Here is an 18,800-nt window from a genome sequence, read left to right as displayed (position 1 = left end):
CGAGCAGAACTGCTACAGTCAGTTCATTCACTGCCCATTTTTCTGGCAGGAGTTTGTTCACGGCATGAATGAGACCAGCCCCCACCTGCTGCTGCGTGCCCCGATCCCTGCACAGTTGCGCCTGTCGTTCTGCGAGGCCACCCCGCGCGACCTCAAGCGATGGATCGCCAACCTGCCCAAAGCAAACATCGGCGAAACCGCGCGTCAGCTCTATCAGGGCTTGAGCGAACTGAACCAATTACTGACGCCCAGCGACAATCGTCTTCAGCTACTCGAGTTACTGCGGCCCGAGGTGTATTACGTCTGCAAGCACCTGGAGCGGCATTTCCTGCACCAGTCGATTGTCCTCGACGAGCGCTCGCGCAAGATCGCCAACCTTTGCCAGGCGCTGCAAAGTCATTTGGCGATTGGCTATAAACAAATCATCGTGCGCATCCTGCCGCGCTTCAGCAAGGACCGTGCGCCGCTACTGGCTCAGGCGTTGCAACGGGCGATCCATTGCCTCAACGGGCCACTGATCCGTGCCACCCAGCTCTATTGCCCGGTGCCGGAAGGTGTGTGGCAGGAACTGCATCAGCTGTATCGGATCGCCTGTTCCCATCGGCTGCAGCACCTGAGTCTGCGCGATGAGTTGGCCAGCCAGACGCAAACCCTGAGCGTCGAACAGACTTACGTGGTCGCACTGCTGCTGGGTGCCGCACGTTGCAATCAACTGCGCCAGAATCAGATCGCGCGGCTTGCCGAAGTGCTGGAGCCGTGGAGCAAATTGATCAAGCTGCAACCGGAAACGCCGGCTGACGGGCTGTTTGGCGTCGCGCCGGAGCTCGACATCGGGCCGCGTTACCGGTCGAAGTTTCGGCCCGAGCAACAGGAGAGTTTGCTGGGGCTCGATCCGCAGCCGCTGGTCGCGGCCATCGAAGCCCATTTGCAAAAAAAAGACAGCTCATCGCCACTCCCCGTACCGGCCGGACTGAGCCTGGATACGCTATTACACCTGAATGCCGCCTGGGGCCAGGCGGTCGAGCGCAGTTTCCAGCGCACGCCCAGTCAAGGCACCTTGACCTTGTGCGTGGGAATGAGCGCACTGCACTTCTATCTGGGCGGGCAACGCCCCTTCAATGAGATCCTGAAAAATCCCGGCGCCGGCCGCGCGCAGTTCACGGCAACCTCGCCCGCCGCCCGGGATAAAGACCAATGGCATCACGCCTTCGACGCGGCGCCGCAAGGCACCGCCGACTCGCTGCTGCCTTACGAAGAAATCGAATACCCGCAACTTCAGAACGATGACAGTCACGTAGCTTCCGACCGCAACCGCGACTTTCCGACGTACACCCTGCCGGTGGTCAATCACAGCCCGGGGGGTTATTGCCTGGCCTGGCCCGGCGCAGTGCCGGCCGAGTTACAGGCTGGCGAGATGGTCGGCATTGGGGATACGGCAGGCCAGGGCTGGAGCATCGCGGTGGTGCGCTGGATCCGCCAGGTTCGCGGGGGCGGTACGCAAATGGGTATCGAGCAAGTCGCCCCCTACGCCGAGCCTTGCGGCCTGCAACTGGTGCGCACCCATGACGACCACAGCCAATACTTGCGCGGCCTGCTATTGCCAGCCATCAGCGCGATAGACCTGCCGGCCACATTGCTCGCCCCGCGATTGCCCTTTCAGGAAGGCAACAAGGTGCTGATCAACACCAACGGCGAGGAACGCCGGGCCGGACTGGATCGGCAGTTGGCAAGCACCAACAGCTTCAATCAGTTTGCCTATCGTTCTTTAGAGACGGCCAGAAACGACAACGCCGCGGGGAGCGGCATGGTCAGTTCAGAGGAAGAATTTGATTCGTTGTGGAAGACGCTTTGAGGTGAATTGGTAAGAACGCGGCGCGCCCTTCGCGAGCAAGCCCGCCCCCACAGGAGAACGCACACTTAATGTGGGAGCGGGCTTGCTCGCGAAGGGGCCTGATCAGGCGACCGAGATTTCAGAGCTGCCCGTCACGATCCCGAAAGCCCAACAGATACAACACCCCGTCCAGCCCCAACGTGGAAATCGCCTGTTTCGCCGACTGCTTGACCAGCGGTTTGGCGCGGAACGCCACACCCAGCCCGGCAATCGCCAGCATCGGCAAGTCGTTGGCGCCGTCGCCGACCGCAATGGTCTGCTCCAGACGCAAACCTTCCTTATGCGCCAGCTCTTTCAGCAGATCCGCTTTGCGCTGAGCATCGACAATCGGCTCGACCGCCACGCCGGTCACTTTGCCGTCGACCACTTCCAGCTCGTTGGCGAACACGTAGTCAATGCCCAGCCTGGCCTGCAATTGCTTGGCGAAGTAAGTAAAACCACCCGACAAAATCGCGGTCTTGTAGCCCAGACGCTTGAGTTCGGCGAAAAGGGTTTCGGCACCTTCGGTCAGACGCAAGGACGCACCGATCGAATCCAGCACGCTGACGTCCAGACCTTTGAGCAAGGCAAGACGCTCTTTGAAGCTGGCGCGGAAGTCGAGTTCGCCGGCCATCGCCCGCTCGGTAATTTCCGAAACTTTGTCACCCACACCGGCGGCCTTGGCCAATTCGTCGATGACTTCGGCTTCGATCAGTGTCGAGTCCATGTCGAAAACTGCCAAGCGCCGGTTACGGCGGAACAGCGAATCTTCCTGAAAGGCGATGTCGACGTTCAATTCCTGGGCAACGCTGAGGAACTCAGCCCGCAGTGCTTGCGGATCAGCCGCTTCGCCGCGCACCGAAAACTCGATGCAGCCTTTGCCCTTGTCAGCCGGCGTGTCCAGAGGCATACGCCCGGACAGACGATCGATGTGATCGATGTTCAGGCCATATTTGGCCGTGATAGAGCTCACGGCCTGCAATTGCCCGGCCGTCACTTTGCGGGTCAATAGCGTCACGATGTGGCGTTTTTTACCCTGATTGCCCACCCACTGCTGGTAATCCTCTTCGGATACCGGCGTGAAACGCACCTGTTGGTCGAGTTCATAGCCCTTGAACAGTATGTCCTTGAGTACCGACTTGCCTTGCCCGGTGTCAGGAATTTCAACCAGGATGCCAAACGACAGGGTGTCGTGGATCACCGCCTGACCAATGTCGAGAATGTTCACACCACCCTGGGCCAGAACGCCGGTAATGGCCGCAGTCAGACCCGGACGGTCGACTCCCGTGATGTTTATCAGGACGATTTCGCGCAAGGCGCACCCCCGCAGGTGGAAAAAAACCGCATTCTACCTATTTTCAGTGACCATCGGGCACCGCGAGCGCTTTGACGGTCCGGGGCCTGTCGCTATACTGCGCGTCAACTTCACGGACTAAAGAGCCGAGCTCAAGTGAACCGGCCCACGCCAGTAAAAACCGATAACTTCTTTCTGCTGATCTTCCGGGCACTGCGCCACCGCCGTGTACCGATTGCATTGCGCATCGCCAGCCATAACGTGATCCTTGTCGCTCTGGCCTTGGTGATCTACGCCTGCGTGATGGGTTTGCAGTTCAAGCAGGCCATGCACGAACAGGCGGATGCCCTGGGCGAAAGCCTGACCACGCAGACCGCCACGTCCGCCACGGAGCTGCTGGTGTCCAACGACATCCTCAGCCTCAACGTCCTACTCAACAACCTGACCAAAAACAAGCTGGTGGCTCACGCCGCTATCTATAGCGTGGATAACCGCATCCTCGCCGAAGCCGGTCAGCGCCCAAAACACAGCCTGCTGGGCGAAGCCGAGGGCATGTACCAGAGCAAGATCACCTTCCAGGACGTGACCGCCGGGCAACTGCGCATCAGCCTGGACATGGATCAATTCCAGCAGCCGATGACCATCAGCCTGCAAAGCATGGGCATTTTGAGCGCGATTCTGCTGGCCCTGTCACTGGCCTTGAGCCTGCGCCTGGGTCGACACATCTCCACGCCGCTGCTGCAATTGCGTGTGTGGCTGCGCAATATCGACGAATACACCCCGGCGACCGATCGTCAGGATGAGATTGGCGACCTGGCTCGCCAGCTGCACGCCAACTTCGCGCCGGAACCCGCCGAGCCTGAGCCTGCGCCGGAACCCGAATACGACGATAGCGAATACGAAGACGCCGACGAGCCGTCCTTCGAAGTGCGCAATCTGCGGGACCCGAGCTTCGATGAAACCAGGCCTGTCGCTGGCCTCAAGCCTGCGCCACGGCACATCGTCAGCACCGTAGAAGATGATGATGACGATGATGCGTTTGCCGATTTGCGTGACGAATCGGCGGCAAGCGCAACGAAACCGCTGGTAAAACCGCCGGTATCGAACGTGCCTCAACACAGCGCGGTACTGGCCGTGCAACTGGGCGCCCAGGATCAGCTACGTCGCCTGCCACGTGCGCGTCTGGAAGAATTGCTCAAACGCTATCGCGGCTGCCTAGACCAGGCTGCGTCGCTCTATCAGGGCGAACTGCATAGCCTGAACGATGGCAGCACGCTGATGGTGTTTCACACCGAGGACAGCGGCGACGACTACCTGACCAACGCCATTTGCTGCGGCGAGTTGTTGCGCGCGCTGGGCCATCAGTTGCAGATCGAAGTCGCGGACAGCGGTATCACCCTGCAATTGCAGCTGGGTCTCACGCTTGGCGGTGAGTTGTTCGGGCTGAGCCAGATCGACCTGCTGCTGACCGAAACCGCACTGGACGCCCTGGCCCTGTCGCAACACAGCCGCAACCTGCTGCTGGTGGAGCGCAAGATCAGCGACGACGCGTTGATTCGCCAGCGCGCGCGGATCCGCCCGATTGCCAGCCCTGAAGGCGCGTGCTGCGTGGAGCGGTTGATGGAGCCTTATCCATCGATGCTGGAGCGGCAATTGGCGCGGATGCATGAGCGTCGGGCGTAAGCTTTAGCGCTGATATGACGAAGCCCGCAGACAAGTGATTGTCTGCGGGCTTTTTTGTTGCCTGTACCGGCCCCTTCGCGGGCAAGCCCGCTCCCACAGGGAGTTCAGTCGTACATGAGTTTTGTGTTTACTGAGATCACTGTGGGAGCGGGCTTGCCCGCGAAGAGGCCGGAACAGGCGATGTAGATTCCAACCTGCTGAAACAACAAAGCCCGCATCAATGCGGGCTCTGTTTCAAATCAATCCAGGCTTAGAACCTGAACACTTCCATATCGGTGCGGATCGGCGAAGCCATCGGGATCTTCGGCTGTTTTTCCTGTTCGGCCGCAGGTGCCGCAGGCTTGGCAGCCGGTTTTTTTGGCGCTTCTGCAATCGGTGGCTGGTTGGCCAGAGGCTTGAGCGCGGTCGACAGCTGTTCGGCGAGTTTCTGCAACAACACACCCTGAGCCTGAACCTGCGCGGCAGTGCCGCCGGCGTGTTGTTCTTGCAGATGAATGATGCGGTTATCGCGAACCTGACCGCGACGGTCGATCAAACGCCATTGCGCATCAAGGATCGCCGGTTGCGACTCACCCGAGTCCAGACGCGTAATGGTCAATAGCACCTGAACATCCGGCGTGAAGCCGGTTGTGGCCGGTGCCAGCACCACGCGCTGACTGTCCAGACGACCCGCAACCTGACGCAGCAACAGCTGATCAATGTCGGAAGAAAGGCTTCCAGCCCAACGACCATCGGTCGAAGCTTGCAGGCTGCCATCCGGCTGACGTTGCAGCAGTGTTTCACGTTGCAGGTAGTCGGCGACGATTACCGGGCCGAGCAATACCGCCATGCCCGCGCTTTGCGCAGGCGGGGCCGGACTCCCGCTGTCCAGCTGATACAGCGACACCGGTTGGTGAGTGCTGCAACCCGCCAGGCCAAGAACGCCGGCGAGCATCAAAATAAAAGGAAGGCGCAGAGCAGTCATCGTCCCATCCAGGTGGTTGCCACAAGGCTAACCAAAGTGAAAATACTCAATAAATATGAAGAACGCTCAGCCACGCCGGCGCTTGGAAAGGCCATATCATCCGTGAATATGCGTTCCGACTCCAGCGGCAAAGCGTCGATCTACGGGTTAAATCGCAGATCGAGCGCTCTAGGACGCTTAATTGAGGTTTTCGACGAGCAGCGCATCCACTCTCTGAAAGCCACGTGGCAATTTGTTACCACGACGCCCCCGCTCACCTTTGTAGTGTTCAAGGTCGTCCGCTTTCAGTGACAAGGTACGTTTTCCGGCCTGCAGCACCAACGTGGCGCCATCCGGTATAACGGCGATGTCCGTGACATATTCTTCGCGACTGGCTACACGCTCGCCGGAAATCCCGATGATTTTATTACCTTTACCTTTACCTAATTGTGGCAGATCGCTGATTTTGAAGATCAGCAGGCGACCTTCGGTGGTCACCGAGGCCAGCCAGTTGTTCTCACGATCAGCCACCGGGCGCGGCAGAATGACCTTCGAGTTGTTCGGCAGGCTCAGCAGCGCTTTACCGGCCTTGTTCTTGGCCTGGAAGTCTTCGCCCTTGACGACGAAACCATAACCGGCGTCGGAGGCGATCACGTACAGCGAATCATCTTCCGGCATTAACACGCATTCGAAACTCGCCCCTGGCGGCGGCGTCAGACGACCGGTCAGCGGTTCGCCCTGGCCACGAGCCGACGGCAATGTGTGCGCGGCCACCGAGTAGCTGCGACCGGTGGAGTCGATGAACACCGCAAACTGGTTGGAGCGCCCGGCGGCCAAGGCCTTGAAACCGTCCCCGGCCTTGTAGGAAAGCCCGGTTGCGTCGATTTCATGCCCCTTGGCGGAGCGCACCCAGCCTTTTTCCGACAGCACGACGCTGACTTTCTCGTTCGGCAGCAGATCGTGTTCGGTCAGGGCCTTGGCTTCGGCACGCTCGACAATGGGCGAACGACGGTCATCGCCGTAAGTTTCGGCGTCTTTGATCAGCTCGGTGCGCACCAGTTTTTTCAACTTGGCTTCGCTGCCCAACAGGGCTTGCAGCTTGGCTTGTTCCTTGAGCAGTTCATCCTGCTCGGCACGCAGCTTCATTTCTTCCAGTCGCGCCAACTGACGCAATCGGGTGTCGAGAATGTAGTCGGCCTGGATTTCGCTCAGGGCAAACCGCTCGATCAGTGCGGCTTTCGGGTGCTCCTCGGTGCGGATGATGTGAATCACTTCATCCAGATTGAGGTAAGCGATCAACAAACCGTCCAACAGGTGCAGACGACGCTCGACCTTGTCGAGACGGAACTGCAGGCGACGTCGCACGGTTTGAACGCGGAACTCCAACCACTCGACCAGCAGCGCCCGCAGGTTTTTCAACTGCGGCTTGCCGTCCAGGCCAATGATGTTGATGTTGACCCGGTAGCTCGACTCCAGCTCGGTACTGGCGAACAAATGCTGCATCAGCGCGTCGTGGTCAAAGTTTTTCCGTGCGCCCGGAATGATCACGATCCGGCACGGGTTTTCGTGGTCGGATTCGTCGCGCAGGTCAGCGATCTGCGGGGCTTTGGATGGCTTGGCCTGCATCATGGCCGCGATCTGCTCCAGCACCTTGGCGCCCGACACCTGATGCGGCAGCGCGGTGACGATGATGTCGCCGTCTTCGATCTGGTACACGGCGCGCATGCGCACCGAACCGCGACCGGTTTCGTAGATTTTCAGCAGGTCGGCGCGGGGGGTGATGATTTCCGCTTCGGTTGGATAATCCGGGCCCTGAATGTGTTCGCAGAGCTGTTCGACCGTGGCTTTGGGCTCATCGAGCAAACGCACGCAAGCGGTCGCGACTTCCCGCAGGTTGTGCGGCGGTACGTCGGTGGCCATGCCCACGGCGATCCCGGTGGTGCCGTTGAGCAGGATGTTCGGCAAACGCGCCGGCAATACCAGCGGTTCGTCGAGGGTGCCGTCGAAGTTCGGGCCCCAGTCCGCAGTGCCCTGACCCAGCTCGCTGAGCAGCACTTCGGAATAACGCGACAGCCGCGCTTCGGTGTAACGCATGGCGGCGAAGGACTTGGGATCATCCGGTGCACCCCAGTTACCCTGGCCGTCGACCAGCGTGTAGCGGTAGCTGAACGGCTGTGCCATCAGGACCATGGCTTCGTAGCAGGCCGAATCACCGTGCGGGTGGAATTTACCGAGCACGTCACCGACGGTACGCGCCGATTTCTTGTGCTTGGAATCGGCGTCCAGCCCCAACTCGCTCATCGCATAAATGATGCGCCGCTGTACCGGTTTCAGGCCGTCGCCGATATGCGGCAAGGCACGGTCCATGATCACGTACATGGAGTAGTTGAGGTAGGCATTTTCGGTGAAGTCAGCCAGTGACCGGCGTTCTACACCGTCCAGGCTGAGATCAAGGGAGTCGCTCATGCGGGCCTCATCGGTTCGTTGTCTGGCGCAGCAGCATGGTGCCACCGCGCTGGGTAAATTCAAGTTTGTTCAGCGCGCTCATACCGAGCAGCACTTGCTTGCCATCCAGGCCTGGCACGACGATGGCGCGCACATCACGCAGCACAATGTCGCCCAGTTGCAGGCGGTCGACGCGGGTTCGATAACCCTCGGTACGACCGTTGGCGGTGCTCAGGGTCACCCCGAAGCCTTGTTCAAGTTTCAGCCGTTTGGCCATTTCCGCCGGGATCGCCACATCGGTTGCCCCGGTATCCAGCAGGAAATCCACCGGCTGGCCGTTGATCTGGCCGCTGGCGACGAAGTGTCCCTGGGTGTTGCTGGACAGTTTCACTTCGATAAAACCTTCGCCCCGCTGCGAGGTGACAACGACATTAGGATTTTGCTGACGCTCCTCCCATTGACCGAAAAACCGCGTCGCCAGAAACAGCGCCGCGCACCAGGCCAACACCATAAACACCCGACCGGCGCGTTTTCCCGGTGTTTGCGGCTTCACGGCTTGGCACTCCAGCCACCTTCCGGCGCGGCGAAGCGCCAGACGATCGGGCGGTATTCGCCATCAGCACGGGCACCGTCGTTGTTGTCGATGCCGACCCAGGCGCCCTCGGCGTCCACGATCAGCGCTTCCGCCAGGCCATAACCCTGTGGATAACGACGATTCTCCTGCAACGCCTCGTCGGCATACGACCAGCAACGCTCGACCTTGGCCGTCACCGCGTCACGCCGGCAAATCTCGAATGCATTGCGCTCAAGGGTAAACAGCTTGCCGTTGAACAATGACAGATCGGCAAAATCCCGCGACACCGCTCTGGCCCTCGGGAATTTCGCCGGCTGCATTTCCATCCCGGCTTCGCTGAGCAGCACGCAACCACCATCACAATCCCAGACCGTTTGCTGGCGCTTGATCAACAGCAGACCACGGCGCTCACGCTCGGCGGCCAACCACAACTGATCACCGGCAGGGTTGATCGCCAGGCCTTCGAACAAGGCATTGAAATGCAACAACATGCCGCTGGCCCGGGCTTCGCGAACCAGCATTGGCGAAATTTTCAGCCAGGACGTTGGCCCAACGGGCGGCACTTGCAGAATCGCCGCATGGGATTCGCTGACAATGTAGCGATTACCGGCGCTGTCGCAGGTGATGCCTTCGAAATCCAGGTCCCCGCCACGTACAAACGACGACGCCCAGGTTCGCGAACGCAGGCCCCAGGGCAAATCGCTGTCCTGCACCGGCGGCATACCGATGCGCACGGCTTCAGCCTGCCAGACCGTGTCGCGAGTCTCGAGTCGGTAGATCTGATCGTCGTCGCGATCGGAAATGGTCCACAGATTCTTGCCACACTGGGCCAGCCCCGACAGATTGCCACCGCGCATACCCTCGACGGGATGCTCGGACAACAGGCGCAACTCCGGTGCCGGTTCGGCCAATGCCGAAACCGAAGTCAGGAGTAACGCACACGCCAGGGCAAAGCCAACCCGCATCAGCCAAGAACCTCGGCCAGGTTGCCTTTGGATTCGAGCCAGGATTTACGGTCGCCGGCGCGTTTCTTCGCCAGCAACATGTCCATCATTTCCGAAGTCGCTTCGAAATCGTCCAGGGTCAGTTGCACCAGACGCCGCGTGTTCGGGTCCATGGTGGTTTCGCGCAGTTGCGGCGGGTTCATTTCACCCAGACCTTTGAATCGGGTGACCTGCGGCTTGCCGCGCTTCTTCTCGGCCACCAGACGATCGAGGATGCCATCGCGCTCGGCTTCGTCGAGGGCGTAGTAAATCTCTTTGCCCAGGTCGATACGGTACAGCGGTGGCATGGCGACGTAGACGTGACCGGCATCCACCAACGGGCGGAAATGCTGGACGAACAGCGCGCACAACAGGGTGGCAATGTGCAGACCGTCAGAGTCGGCGTCGGCGAGGATGCAGATTTTTCCGTAGCGCAGTTGGGCGATGTCCGCCGAGCCTGGATCGACACCGATGGCCACGGCAATGTTGTGCACTTCCTGGCTGGCCAGCACTTCGCTGCCGTCGACTTCCCAGGTGTTGAGGATCTTGCCGCGCAACGGCAGGATCGCTTGAAACTCTTTGTCCCGCGCTTGTTTGGCTGAACCGCCGGCGGAATCACCTTCCACCAGGAACAGTTCGGAGCGCATCGGGTCCTGCCCGGCGCAATCGGCGAGTTTGCCCGGCAGTGCCGGCCCGGCAGTAATGCGTTTGCGCTCAACCTTTTTGCTGGCCTTCAGACGACGGCCGGCGTTGTTGATCGCCAGTTCCGCCAGCAGCATGCCGGTTTCCGGATGGGCATTGAGCCACAGGCTGAACGCGTCCTTGACCACGCCGGAAACAAATGCCGCAGCCTCGCGGGACGACAGGCGTTCTTTGGTCTGCCCGGAGAATTGCGGCTCCTGCATCTTCATCGACAGGACGAAGGCGATGCGTTCCCAGACGTCTTCCGGCGCGAGCTTCACACCGCGCGGCAGCAGGCTGCGGAATTCACAGAATTCGCGCATCGCATCGAGCAAGCCCTGACGCAAGCCGTTGACGTGAGTACCGCCCTGGGCCGTCGGGATCAGGTTGACGTAGCTTTCCTGCACGCTGTCGCCGCCTTCCGGCAACCACAGCAACGCCCAGTCGACCGCTTCTTTGTTACCGGCCAGGCTGCCGCAGAACGGCTCGTCCGGCAGGCGTTCGAATTCGCTGACCGCGTCGACCAGATAGGAGCGCAGACCATCTTCGTAATGCCATTCGACTTTCTCGCCGGTGGCCTTGTCTTCGAAACTGACCAGCAGCCCCGGGCACAGAACAGCCTTGGCCTTGAGCACGTGCTTGAGGCGGCTGATGGAGAATTTTGGTGAATCGAAGTATTTCGGGTCCGGCGCGAAGAACACGCTGGTGCCGGTGTTGCGCTTGCCGACGGTGCCGACCACTTCCAGCTCGGTCTTCTTGTAGCCGTCGGCGAAGGTCATCTGGTATTCATTGCCGTCGCGCTTCACGCGCACCCGGACTTCGGTCGACAAGGCGTTGACCACGGAAATACCCACCCCGTGCAGACCGCCGGAGAACTGGTAGTTCTTGTTGGAAAACTTGCCGCCCGCGTGGAGCTTGGTGAGGATCAACTCGACGCCCGAAACGCCTTCTTCCGGGTGAATGTCCACCGGCATGCCGCGGCCGTCATCGCTGACTTCCAGGGAGTGATCGGCGTGCAGGATGACCTGCACCGACGTCGCGTGCCCGGCCAAGGCTTCGTCGACACTGTTGTCGATGACTTCCTGGGCAAGGTGGTTCGGCCGACTGGTGTCGGTGTACATGCCGGGGCGTTTGCGCACCGGGTCGAGGCCCGAGAGGACTTCGATGGCGTCTGCGTTATAAGAGCTAGCGCTGGGAGTGGCCATGGGGTCTCGTCGTCCGTCTTCTATAAAAAGTGTTCTGTGAAATAGAGGCGAAGACTCACAGTGCTGTGAAATCAATCGCCTGATACAAATCTGCGCCGATGCCGGCAAAACTCAGCATTGCCGGCAATTGCCCGGCAAAACCCTGGAAACTATGGTCGCCGCCGGCCTGGATGCGCAAGGCACAGGCCCGGTAATACTGCTGGGCGAGGCGATAATCCAGCGTTTCGTCGCCGGTCTGCAACCAAACCTGATACCGCTGCGGATCCTGGGGCGCCGGCACTTCCAGCTCGGCGAGGGCCGTCACGTGGTCGTGGGTCAATTCCCAGGCCTCACCGGTATACAGGTTTTTCTGCGTCCCCAGGTGCCCGTCGAACATCCGGTGCGGACTGACGGCTGGGTTGATCAACAGGGCCTTGAGGCCATGGCGCTCGGCCAGGTGAGTCGCATAGTAGCCGCCGAGTGAGCTGCCGACCAGCAGTGGCCGCCCCAGCTCGGAAATCGCCTGCTCCAGCTGACCGATGGCCTCGCGCGGGTGGTGATGCAAGGCCGGAACACGCAAGTGATCGCTCAAACCCAGACGGTCCATCACCTGGATCAACTGAGTGGCCTTTTTCGACGAAGGCGCGCTGTTGAGACCGTGGATATAAAGGATCGAACCGGACATTTGAACTCCCTGTGCGTCGGGTAAAGAAGGCGGAGTTTACAAGGTGTGGGGAGTATTGGGGGCCGGGAATTAGCATGATCCCCTGTAGGAGCGAGCTTGCTCGCGAAAAACGTCCGGACAACGCGTACATTCAGACAGCACTCGTTATCGTTGACGACCATCGCGAGCAAGCTCGCTCCTACAAGGGTTGTGTCAGTAGCCGTCGGCACCGTAATCAACCTGAAAGTCGAAGCAGGTCACGCGCTCCACACCAGTCTCAATCCGTCCATCCGGCAGCAACCGCAACCACCGATACCCCGGCGCCTGATCACTGACCTTGAAATCCTCACTACCCGGTTCGAATTGAATGCAGGTCGACGGCGATGCAATCAGGCGCACGTCGTTACGCCATTGATTGATTTCCTGATGCACATGCCCCCAAAGCACGGCACGCACTTGCGCAAACCGATCCAGCACGGAAAACAACGCCTCTGGATTGCGCAACCCGATGGGCTCCATCCATGCACACCCAATCGACACCGGATGATGGTGGAAACACACCAGATGATGCCGCTCCGGCGCCTCGCTCAACGAGCGAGCCAGTAGTTGCAACTGCTCATCCTGCAAATACCCCGGCACCGAACCGGGCACAGCCGAGTCGAGCAAGGTAATGCGCCAGTTGCCGATGTCCACCACCGGCTCCAGCAGCGCGCTTTGCACCGCAGCCTCGGCCATGATCTGTGGTTCATCATGGTTACCGGGAATCCAGCGCGCCGGCGCATCGAGTTGTCGGGTCAGTTCGCGGAACTGCTGGTACGACTCCAGCGTCCCGTCTTGGGAAAGATCGCCACTGGCGATGATCAGATCGATCTGCGGCTGTTGCCGCCTGACCAGTTCGATGACCTTTTGCAGGCTGGCGCGCGTATTCATGCCCAGCAACGTACCGTCGGCCTCGGCAAACAGATGACTGTCGGACAGTTGCACCAGCAGCGCCGAATCGGCGGTGGTCAATGTGGATACGCTCGGCAAGGCGTTCTCCCAGGGCTGAATCACGGGATTGGATGAGTGCCGCAATTATGCTGGGGGACGATCAAAAGGGGAAACCTGTGATCCTGACGCAGTTCACATCTAGCGAGCTCAACGCACAACGGCGTACTCATGCCCACACGCCAGGCAATGGCTCAGCCACTCACCCAGGAACATATTCAACTGGGCCTTTTCGTCCGGCTGATGCATTGCGGCGTTCGGGTAAGGATAGATGCCGCGAAAACGACGTGCATGTTCGGCGCTGACGACTTCGGCCATGCACGCGTCGTGATAGACCTGGACTTCCAGTTGCGGTACCGGTAGCCATGGCAGGCTGTGTTCCTGGCGCACTTGCAGGGTCGTGGTGTAAGGACAGACCTGCAGCACTTCGAGGGCCAGCACGCCGAGCATCTGGTCGCCGTGGGTCACGGCAATGCGCCGCGCCGCCGGTTCGTTGCGCATGTCCGGCAACAGTCGCATCAGGCGCGCGTAGTTGGCCTCGCAAGAGGCTTGCAGCCCGACGAGGTCGACCCTGTAGCGATCGCGCAGCTTGTTTACGACCATAACCCCCTCACTTCAACGCGGTTCAATGCCAGCCATTGCAAGGCAATGATGCTGGCCGCGTTGGCAATTTGTCCGTCGCGCACGGCTTGCAAGGCATCTTCGAACGCCCACACCGTGACGCGAATATCTTCTGCTTCTTCCTCCAGCCCATGCAGGCCGCCGACCCCGGTTGTCTCGCAACGCCCCAGGTACAAATGCACGAATTCATTGCTGCCGCCCGGCGATGGGAAATATCTGGTCATCGGCCACAGCGCCCCGAATACAAGCCCAGCTTCCTCCTGCGCTTCGCGGTGAGCAACATCTTCCGGCACTTCATCCTTGTCGATCAGACCGGCGACCAGTTCGATCAGCCACGGGTTATCGGTCTTGCCCATCGCACCGACGCGAAACTGCTCGATCAGCACCACTTCGTCGCGCTGCGGATCGTACGGCAGTACGCAGACGGCATCGTGGCGAACAAACACTTCACGATTGATTTCGCGGCTCATCCCACCGGCGAACAACTCGTGGCGCAAGTGCACACGGTCGAGCTTGTAAAAGCCCTCGTAGCACTTTTCGCGCCGAACGATATCAACGGCGGTCGGAATGGCGTTGGCAAAATCAGTCATGACAATCCTCGTATCTGCACCGAGGCTCCTGCCTCGACTTCGCGCCATCCTAACGCGGCCGTGACGTTTGATGCAGCCCCTTTCCCGTCAGCGGGATAGACGGTGAGGGCTAAACCAACTCTAATTAGCTTAGTGGCGAACTGACTGCTTCGTTGAGAGTCGAAGCGGATAACTTTTCGCCTTTCCCTGTTTTATGAAGGACGCCCATGTCGCTTTTTAAAATCGCCTCCGTGGCCGCAATCGCCCTGACCCTGGGCGCTTGCCAGAGTCTGTTCCAGCCCAACTACCGGGCGCCGCTGGAAACCACCCGCGATGCCGCAGAAACGCTGAAGCCGGGCTGCACGACCCCCGATTGCCCGTTGGTGAACATCGATACGCTGCGCTTTCCCGCCGAGCCTCAGCTTGACGGCATCATCGAAAAACGCCTGCTGCAAATGACCCGTACCTCGCCCGACGCCCCGGCGGCACCGACGCTGGCGGCGTATCGTGATGAATTTTTGCGCACCGCCGGCCCGCGCTACAGCAGCTACTTGCAAGCCAAAGTACGTGAGCAGCATGACGGCTTGGTGATCATCGAATTTTCCAGCTACCTGGACACCGGCAGTGCCCATGGCACGCCGGGCCGCAGCTTCATCAACTATTCGCGCCAGCAACATAAAGTGCTGACCCTGTCCGACATGTTGCTGCCGGGGCAGGAAGAGGCATTCTGGAAAGCGGCGCAGGTGGCGCACAACAGCTGGCTGATCAGCACCAAACTCGATCAGGAACCGGAGTTCGTGAAGAGCTGGCCGTTCCAGAAAACCCAGAACGTGGCGCTGACCTACGGCGGGGTGATCCTCAAGTACGAAACGAGCACCATCGCACCTTATGCGCTGGGCCACGTCGAACTGAAGATCCCTTACCCGCGCCTTAACGGCATTCTCAAGCCCGAGCTGTTTCCCGGCCGTAACTGAAGGCCCGACCCAGCACAAGCTGTAGCAGCCCTGCCAGAATCAACGACGGCAGGGTTGCGCCGATGTCCGGATACAGATTGGCCAGCAAGTGATACGTGCTCACCCCGCCCAACCAGGCGAGCAACGCTGGCCAGCGCAATGCGGCTGACGCCACTTGAGCAGAGCGCCTGCGCAAGATGAAGTGATCCACCAGCACTACACCGAACAGCGGCGCAAATACCGAACCGATCAACAACAGGAAGTTCTGGTACTGAGCCAACGGCGCCAGCAAGGCGATCAGGGTGCAGACCACGCCGATGGCCAATGCCAGGTGCTCGACTTTCAAGCGCAACAGAATCCCGCTGGATACGGCCGCCGAGTGAATGTCGGCAAACGCGTTTTCCGACTCATCCAGCAGAATCAGCAGCAGTGGAATCCCCAGCCCCGCGCCCGCCAATGCTAGCAGCAAGGCATTCACATCACCGCTCGGCGCAAACGCCAGGGTGTAGGCCACGCCCAGGCTCATCAGCCAGAAATTACCGATAAAGAAGCCGATCGCCGTTCCGCCGAACACGTTTTTCGCACGCTTGCCGAAACGCGAGTAATCGGCAATCAGCGGCAGCCACGACAGCGGCATTGCGATAGCAATGTCGAAGCCCACTGCGAACGGCATCGAACCGTCACCGGCCTGCGCCCACAACGCGGCCAGATCGGCTTTGGCGAACAGGTTCCAGGTCAGCCAGATGCACGCGGCCAGCAACAACCAGATGCCCCACTTGCGCAGGATCTGCCGCACGAAGGTCAACGGACCGCTGACGGCCAGCAAGGTCGCCAAGGCACCGAAGAATAAAGTCCAGAGTAGCGGACTGGAGAACAGACTGCCTTCGCTGAACGCACGCGCACCGAGCAGGCTGGCAGCGTCACGCATCACGATGATTTCGAACGAGCCCCAACCGATGAGTTGCAGCAGGTTCAGCACCGCCGGAAGGCTCGCGCCACGTTTGCCGAGGCTGAGCTTGAGCGCGGCCATCGACGACAGGCCGGTGTCGCTGCCGATCACGCCGACGGCGGCCAACAGCAAAACGCCGACCAGCGTGCCGAGAAAGATCGCCAGCAGCGAGCCGGACAGGCCCAGACCTGGCGCGAGCAATGCGCCGGTCTGCAGCACCATCAGGCCGATGCCGAGGGAAAACCACAGGGAAAACAGATCGCGGCCGCCGAAGACACGTTTGTGGATCGGCACCGCGATATCAGGGGAGTAGGTGCTGGGTTGAATGCTCAAGGGTGTTATCTCAGAGGGACATTTGTTGTTTTGATGATCGTCATCGCGAGCAAGCTCGCTCCCACAGGGGATGTGTATACGACACAAATCAAATGTGGGAGCGAGCTTGCTCGCGATGGGGCCCTCTCAGGCCCCGACCTTTCGGATCAGATTAAACCTTCTTGTACAGCTGACTGCCTTCCTGCTTGAACCGCTCAGCCTGTTCCGCCAATCCCTGGGCGACTTCGACGTCGACGGTTTCGATCCGCTGGTTAGCCGCGTACTCACGGACTTCCTGGGTGATCTTCATCGAGCAGAATTTCGGTCCGCACATCGAACAGAAATGCGCGACCTTGGCCGAATCCTTCGGCAGGGTTTCATCGTGGTACGAACGCGCGGTGTCCGGATCAAGGCCCAGGTTGAACTGGTCTTCCCAGCGGAATTCGAAACGCGCCTTGCTCAAGGCATTGTCGCGAATCTGCGCACCGGGATGCCCTTTGGCCAGATCGGCGGCGTGCGCGGCGATCTTGTAAGTGATGATCCCGGTCTTCACGTCATCCTTGTTCGGCAAGCCCAAGTGTTCTTTCGGCGTCACGTAGCAAAGCATGGCGCAACCGAACCAGCCGATCATCGCCGCACCGATACCGGAGGTGATGTGGTCGTAACCCGGCGCAATGTCGGTGGTCAGCGGGCCGAGGGTGTAGAAGGGCGCCTCGTCGCAGCACTCGAGCTGCTTGTCCATGTTCTCTTTGATCAACTGCATCGGCACGTGGCCGGGACCTTCGATCATGCACTGCACGTCGTGTTTCCAGGCGATTTTGGTCAGCTCGCCGAGGGTTTCCAGTTCGCCGAATTGCGCGGCGTCATTGGCGTCGGCAATCGAACCCGGACGCAGGCCGTCGCCGAGCGAGAAGCTGACGTCGTAGGCCTTCATGATTTCGCAGATGTCTTCGAAATGGGTGTAGAGGAAGTTCTCTTTGTGGTGCGCCAGGCACCACTTGGCCATGATCGAGCCGCCACGGGAGACGATGCCGGTCACGCGCTTGGCGGTCAGCGGCACATAGCGCAGCAGCACGCCGGCGTGGATGGTGAAGTAGTCGACGCCCTGCTCGGCCTGCTCGATCAGCGTGTCGCGGAACAGTTCCCAGGTCAGGTCTTCGGCAGCGCCGCCGACTTTTTCCAGCGCCTGATAGATCGGCACGGTACCGATCGGCACCGGCGAGTTGCGGATGATCCACTCGCGGGTTTCGTGAATGTGCTTGCCGGTGGACAGGTCCATAACCGTGTCCGACCCCCAGCGAATGCCCCAGGTCAGTTTCGCCACTTCTTCTTCGATGGACGAACCCAAGGCACTGTTGCCGATGTTGCCGTTGATCTTCACCAGGAAGTTACGGCCGATGATCATCGGTTCCAGTTCGGTGTGGTTGATGTTCGCCGGAATGATCGCGCGACCACGGGCAATCTCGTCACGAACGAATTCGGGGGTGATGATTTTCGGCACGCTGGCGCCGAAGCTGTGACCGGCGTGCTGCTGGTCCAGCAGACCTGCCGCACGAGCGACTTCGAGCTTCATGTTTTCGCGGATGGCGACGTATTCCATCTCGGCGGTGATGATGCCTTTGCGCGCGTAGTGCATCTGACTGACGTTGGCCCCGGCCTTGGCGCGCCGAGGGTTGTTCACGTGAGCGAAACGCAGCTTGGTCAGCTCCGCATCGGCGAGACGTTCTTGGCCGAAGTTCGAGCTCAGACCCGGCAGACGCTCGGTGTCACCACGGGCTTCGATCCACGGCGAACGAATGTCGGACAGGCCTTTGCGCACATCGATGATGACGTTGGGATCGGTGTACGGACCCGAGGTGTCGTACACCACGACAGGCGCGTTGATCTCGCCGCCGAAGTCGGTCGGGGTCACATCGAGGCTGATTTCGCGCATCGGCACGAGGATGTCCGGACGAGAGCCCTGAACATAGATTTTTTGCGAGCGGGTAAACGGCTGAACCGATTGTTGATCGACTTGGGCCGAATCACTCAGGTTCGTTATGTTTTTTGGTTTTATCGTCATCACGGGCTCTCCGAACACATCCAGGC

At 60.1% G+C, this 18,800-nt stretch carries 15 protein-coding genes; 3 read left to right on the top strand and 12 right to left on the bottom strand.

The window, feature by feature from the left end; genetic code table 11:
• The first annotated feature begins 64 nt into the window (after window positions 1-64).
• Window positions 65-1,852, top strand: coding sequence for a molecular chaperone (locus ACYZT9_RS03280; protein WP_462008552.1), 1,788 nt, complete (start codon window positions 65-67; stop codon window positions 1,850-1,852).
• Window positions 1,853-1,970: 118 nt separating this feature from the next.
• Here the strand turns inward: ACYZT9_RS03280 and serB are convergent, their stop codons facing one another.
• On the bottom strand, window positions 1,971-3,185 hold the full coding sequence (gene serB / locus ACYZT9_RS03275; RefSeq protein ID WP_462008551.1) for a phosphoserine phosphatase SerB: 1,215 nt from the start codon (window positions 3,183-3,185) through the stop codon (window positions 1,971-1,973).
• Between the two features lie 135 nt (window positions 3,186-3,320).
• Between serB and ACYZT9_RS03270 the strand changes: the two genes are divergently transcribed.
• Entirely contained in the window at window positions 3,321-4,847 is a 1,527-nt protein-coding gene (locus ACYZT9_RS03270) for an AhpA/YtjB family protein (RefSeq protein ID WP_462008550.1), read from the top strand.
• 250 nt (window positions 4,848-5,097) lie between these two features.
• Here ACYZT9_RS03270 and ACYZT9_RS03265 read toward each other — a convergent pair whose 3' ends face one another.
• From ACYZT9_RS03265 to ACYZT9_RS03225, 9 genes are all read right to left on the bottom strand, one after another.
• Entirely contained in the window at window positions 5,098-5,811 is a 714-nt protein-coding gene (locus tag ACYZT9_RS03265) for a PqiC family protein (protein ID WP_462008549.1), read from the bottom strand.
• Between the two features lie 177 nt (window positions 5,812-5,988).
• Entirely contained in the window at window positions 5,989-8,256 is a 2,268-nt protein-coding gene (parC, locus tag ACYZT9_RS03260) for a DNA topoisomerase IV subunit A (RefSeq protein ID WP_462008548.1), read from the bottom strand.
• A 7-nt stretch (window positions 8,257-8,263) separates the two neighbouring features.
• Window positions 8,264-8,788: a retropepsin-like aspartic protease family protein gene (locus tag ACYZT9_RS03255; RefSeq protein ID WP_462008547.1), complete on the bottom strand. Its 525-nt coding sequence runs from the start codon at window positions 8,786-8,788 to the stop codon at window positions 8,264-8,266.
• Window positions 8,785-9,774, bottom strand: coding sequence for an esterase-like activity of phytase family protein (locus ACYZT9_RS03250; RefSeq protein WP_462008546.1), 990 nt, complete (start codon window positions 9,772-9,774; stop codon window positions 8,785-8,787). Before ACYZT9_RS03250 ends, ACYZT9_RS03255 begins: the two co-directional genes overlap by 4 nt.
• Entirely contained in the window at window positions 9,774-11,678 is a 1,905-nt protein-coding gene (gene parE / locus ACYZT9_RS03245) for a DNA topoisomerase IV subunit B (RefSeq protein ID WP_462008545.1), read from the bottom strand. Before parE ends, ACYZT9_RS03250 begins: the two co-directional genes overlap by 1 nt.
• Window positions 11,679-11,733: 55 nt before the next feature.
• Window positions 11,734-12,342 (bottom strand): YqiA/YcfP family alpha/beta fold hydrolase, encoded by a 609-nt coding sequence (locus ACYZT9_RS03240; RefSeq protein WP_462008544.1) that lies wholly within the window; start codon window positions 12,340-12,342, stop codon window positions 11,734-11,736.
• Window positions 12,343-12,534: 192 nt separating this feature from the next.
• On the bottom strand, window positions 12,535-13,350 hold the full coding sequence (gene cpdA / locus ACYZT9_RS03235) for a 3',5'-cyclic-AMP phosphodiesterase (RefSeq protein WP_462008543.1): 816 nt from the start codon (window positions 13,348-13,350) through the stop codon (window positions 12,535-12,537).
• A 108-nt stretch (window positions 13,351-13,458) separates the two neighbouring features.
• Complete coding sequence (locus tag ACYZT9_RS03230; protein ID WP_064675587.1) at window positions 13,459-13,911, bottom strand: DUF1249 domain-containing protein; 453 nt, start codon at window positions 13,909-13,911, stop codon at window positions 13,459-13,461.
• A complete protein-coding gene (locus ACYZT9_RS03225) occupies window positions 13,902-14,519 on the bottom strand; it encodes an NUDIX domain-containing protein (protein ID WP_462008542.1) in 618 nt (205 codons plus the stop codon). The genes ACYZT9_RS03230 and ACYZT9_RS03225 overlap by 10 nt, the downstream gene beginning before the upstream one ends.
• A gap of 206 nt (window positions 14,520-14,725) precedes the next feature.
• Between ACYZT9_RS03225 and ACYZT9_RS03220 the strand changes: the two genes are divergently transcribed.
• Window positions 14,726-15,472 (top strand): RsiV family protein, encoded by a 747-nt coding sequence (locus ACYZT9_RS03220; protein ID WP_462008541.1) that lies wholly within the window; start codon window positions 14,726-14,728, stop codon window positions 15,470-15,472.
• Here ACYZT9_RS03220 and cytX read toward each other — a convergent pair.
• Together cytX and thiC are read right to left on the bottom strand one after the other, a co-directional pair.
• On the bottom strand, window positions 15,441-16,733 hold the full coding sequence (cytX, locus tag ACYZT9_RS03215) for a putative hydroxymethylpyrimidine transporter CytX (RefSeq protein ID WP_462008540.1): 1,293 nt from the start codon (window positions 16,731-16,733) through the stop codon (window positions 15,441-15,443). The genes ACYZT9_RS03220 and cytX overlap by 32 nt on opposite strands.
• A 151-nt stretch (window positions 16,734-16,884) precedes the next feature.
• Complete coding sequence (gene thiC / locus ACYZT9_RS03210; protein WP_462008539.1) at window positions 16,885-18,774, bottom strand: phosphomethylpyrimidine synthase ThiC; 1,890 nt, start codon at window positions 18,772-18,774, stop codon at window positions 16,885-16,887.
• Window positions 18,775-18,800 lie beyond the last annotated feature (26 nt).

The organism is Pseudomonas sp. ZT5P21, from assembly GCF_054897785.1.
This window is presented reverse-complemented; position numbering and strand designations above follow the sequence as displayed.

Excerpts from the sequence above, each read along its gene's own strand:
- parE (WP_462008545.1), bottom strand. The coding sequence starts at position 11,678 with ATGGCCACTCCCAGCGCTAGCTCTTATAACGCAGACGCCATCGAAGTC.
- ACYZT9_RS03220 (WP_462008541.1), top strand. The coding sequence starts at position 14,726 with ATGTCGCTTTTTAAAATCGCCTCCGTGGCCGCAATCGCCCTGACCCTG.
- ACYZT9_RS03230 (WP_064675587.1), bottom strand. The coding sequence starts at position 13,911 with ATGGTCGTAAACAAGCTGCGCGATCGCTACAGGGTCGACCTCGTCGGG.
- ACYZT9_RS03265 (WP_462008549.1), bottom strand. The coding sequence starts at position 5,811 with ATGACTGCTCTGCGCCTTCCTTTTATTTTGATGCTCGCCGGCGTTCTT.
- ACYZT9_RS03225 (WP_462008542.1), bottom strand. The coding sequence starts at position 14,519 with ATGACTGATTTTGCCAACGCCATTCCGACCGCCGTTGATATCGTTCGG.
- ACYZT9_RS03240 (WP_462008544.1), bottom strand. The coding sequence starts at position 12,342 with ATGTCCGGTTCGATCCTTTATATCCACGGTCTCAACAGCGCGCCTTCG.
- ACYZT9_RS03280 (WP_462008552.1), top strand. The coding sequence starts at position 65 with ATGAATGAGACCAGCCCCCACCTGCTGCTGCGTGCCCCGATCCCTGCA.
- parC (WP_462008548.1), bottom strand. The coding sequence starts at position 8,256 with ATGAGCGACTCCCTTGATCTCAGCCTGGACGGTGTAGAACGCCGGTCA.
- ACYZT9_RS03250 (WP_462008546.1), bottom strand. The coding sequence starts at position 9,774 with ATGCGGGTTGGCTTTGCCCTGGCGTGTGCGTTACTCCTGACTTCGGTT.
- thiC (WP_462008539.1), bottom strand. The coding sequence starts at position 18,774 with ATGACGATAAAACCAAAAAACATAACGAACCTGAGTGATTCGGCCCAA.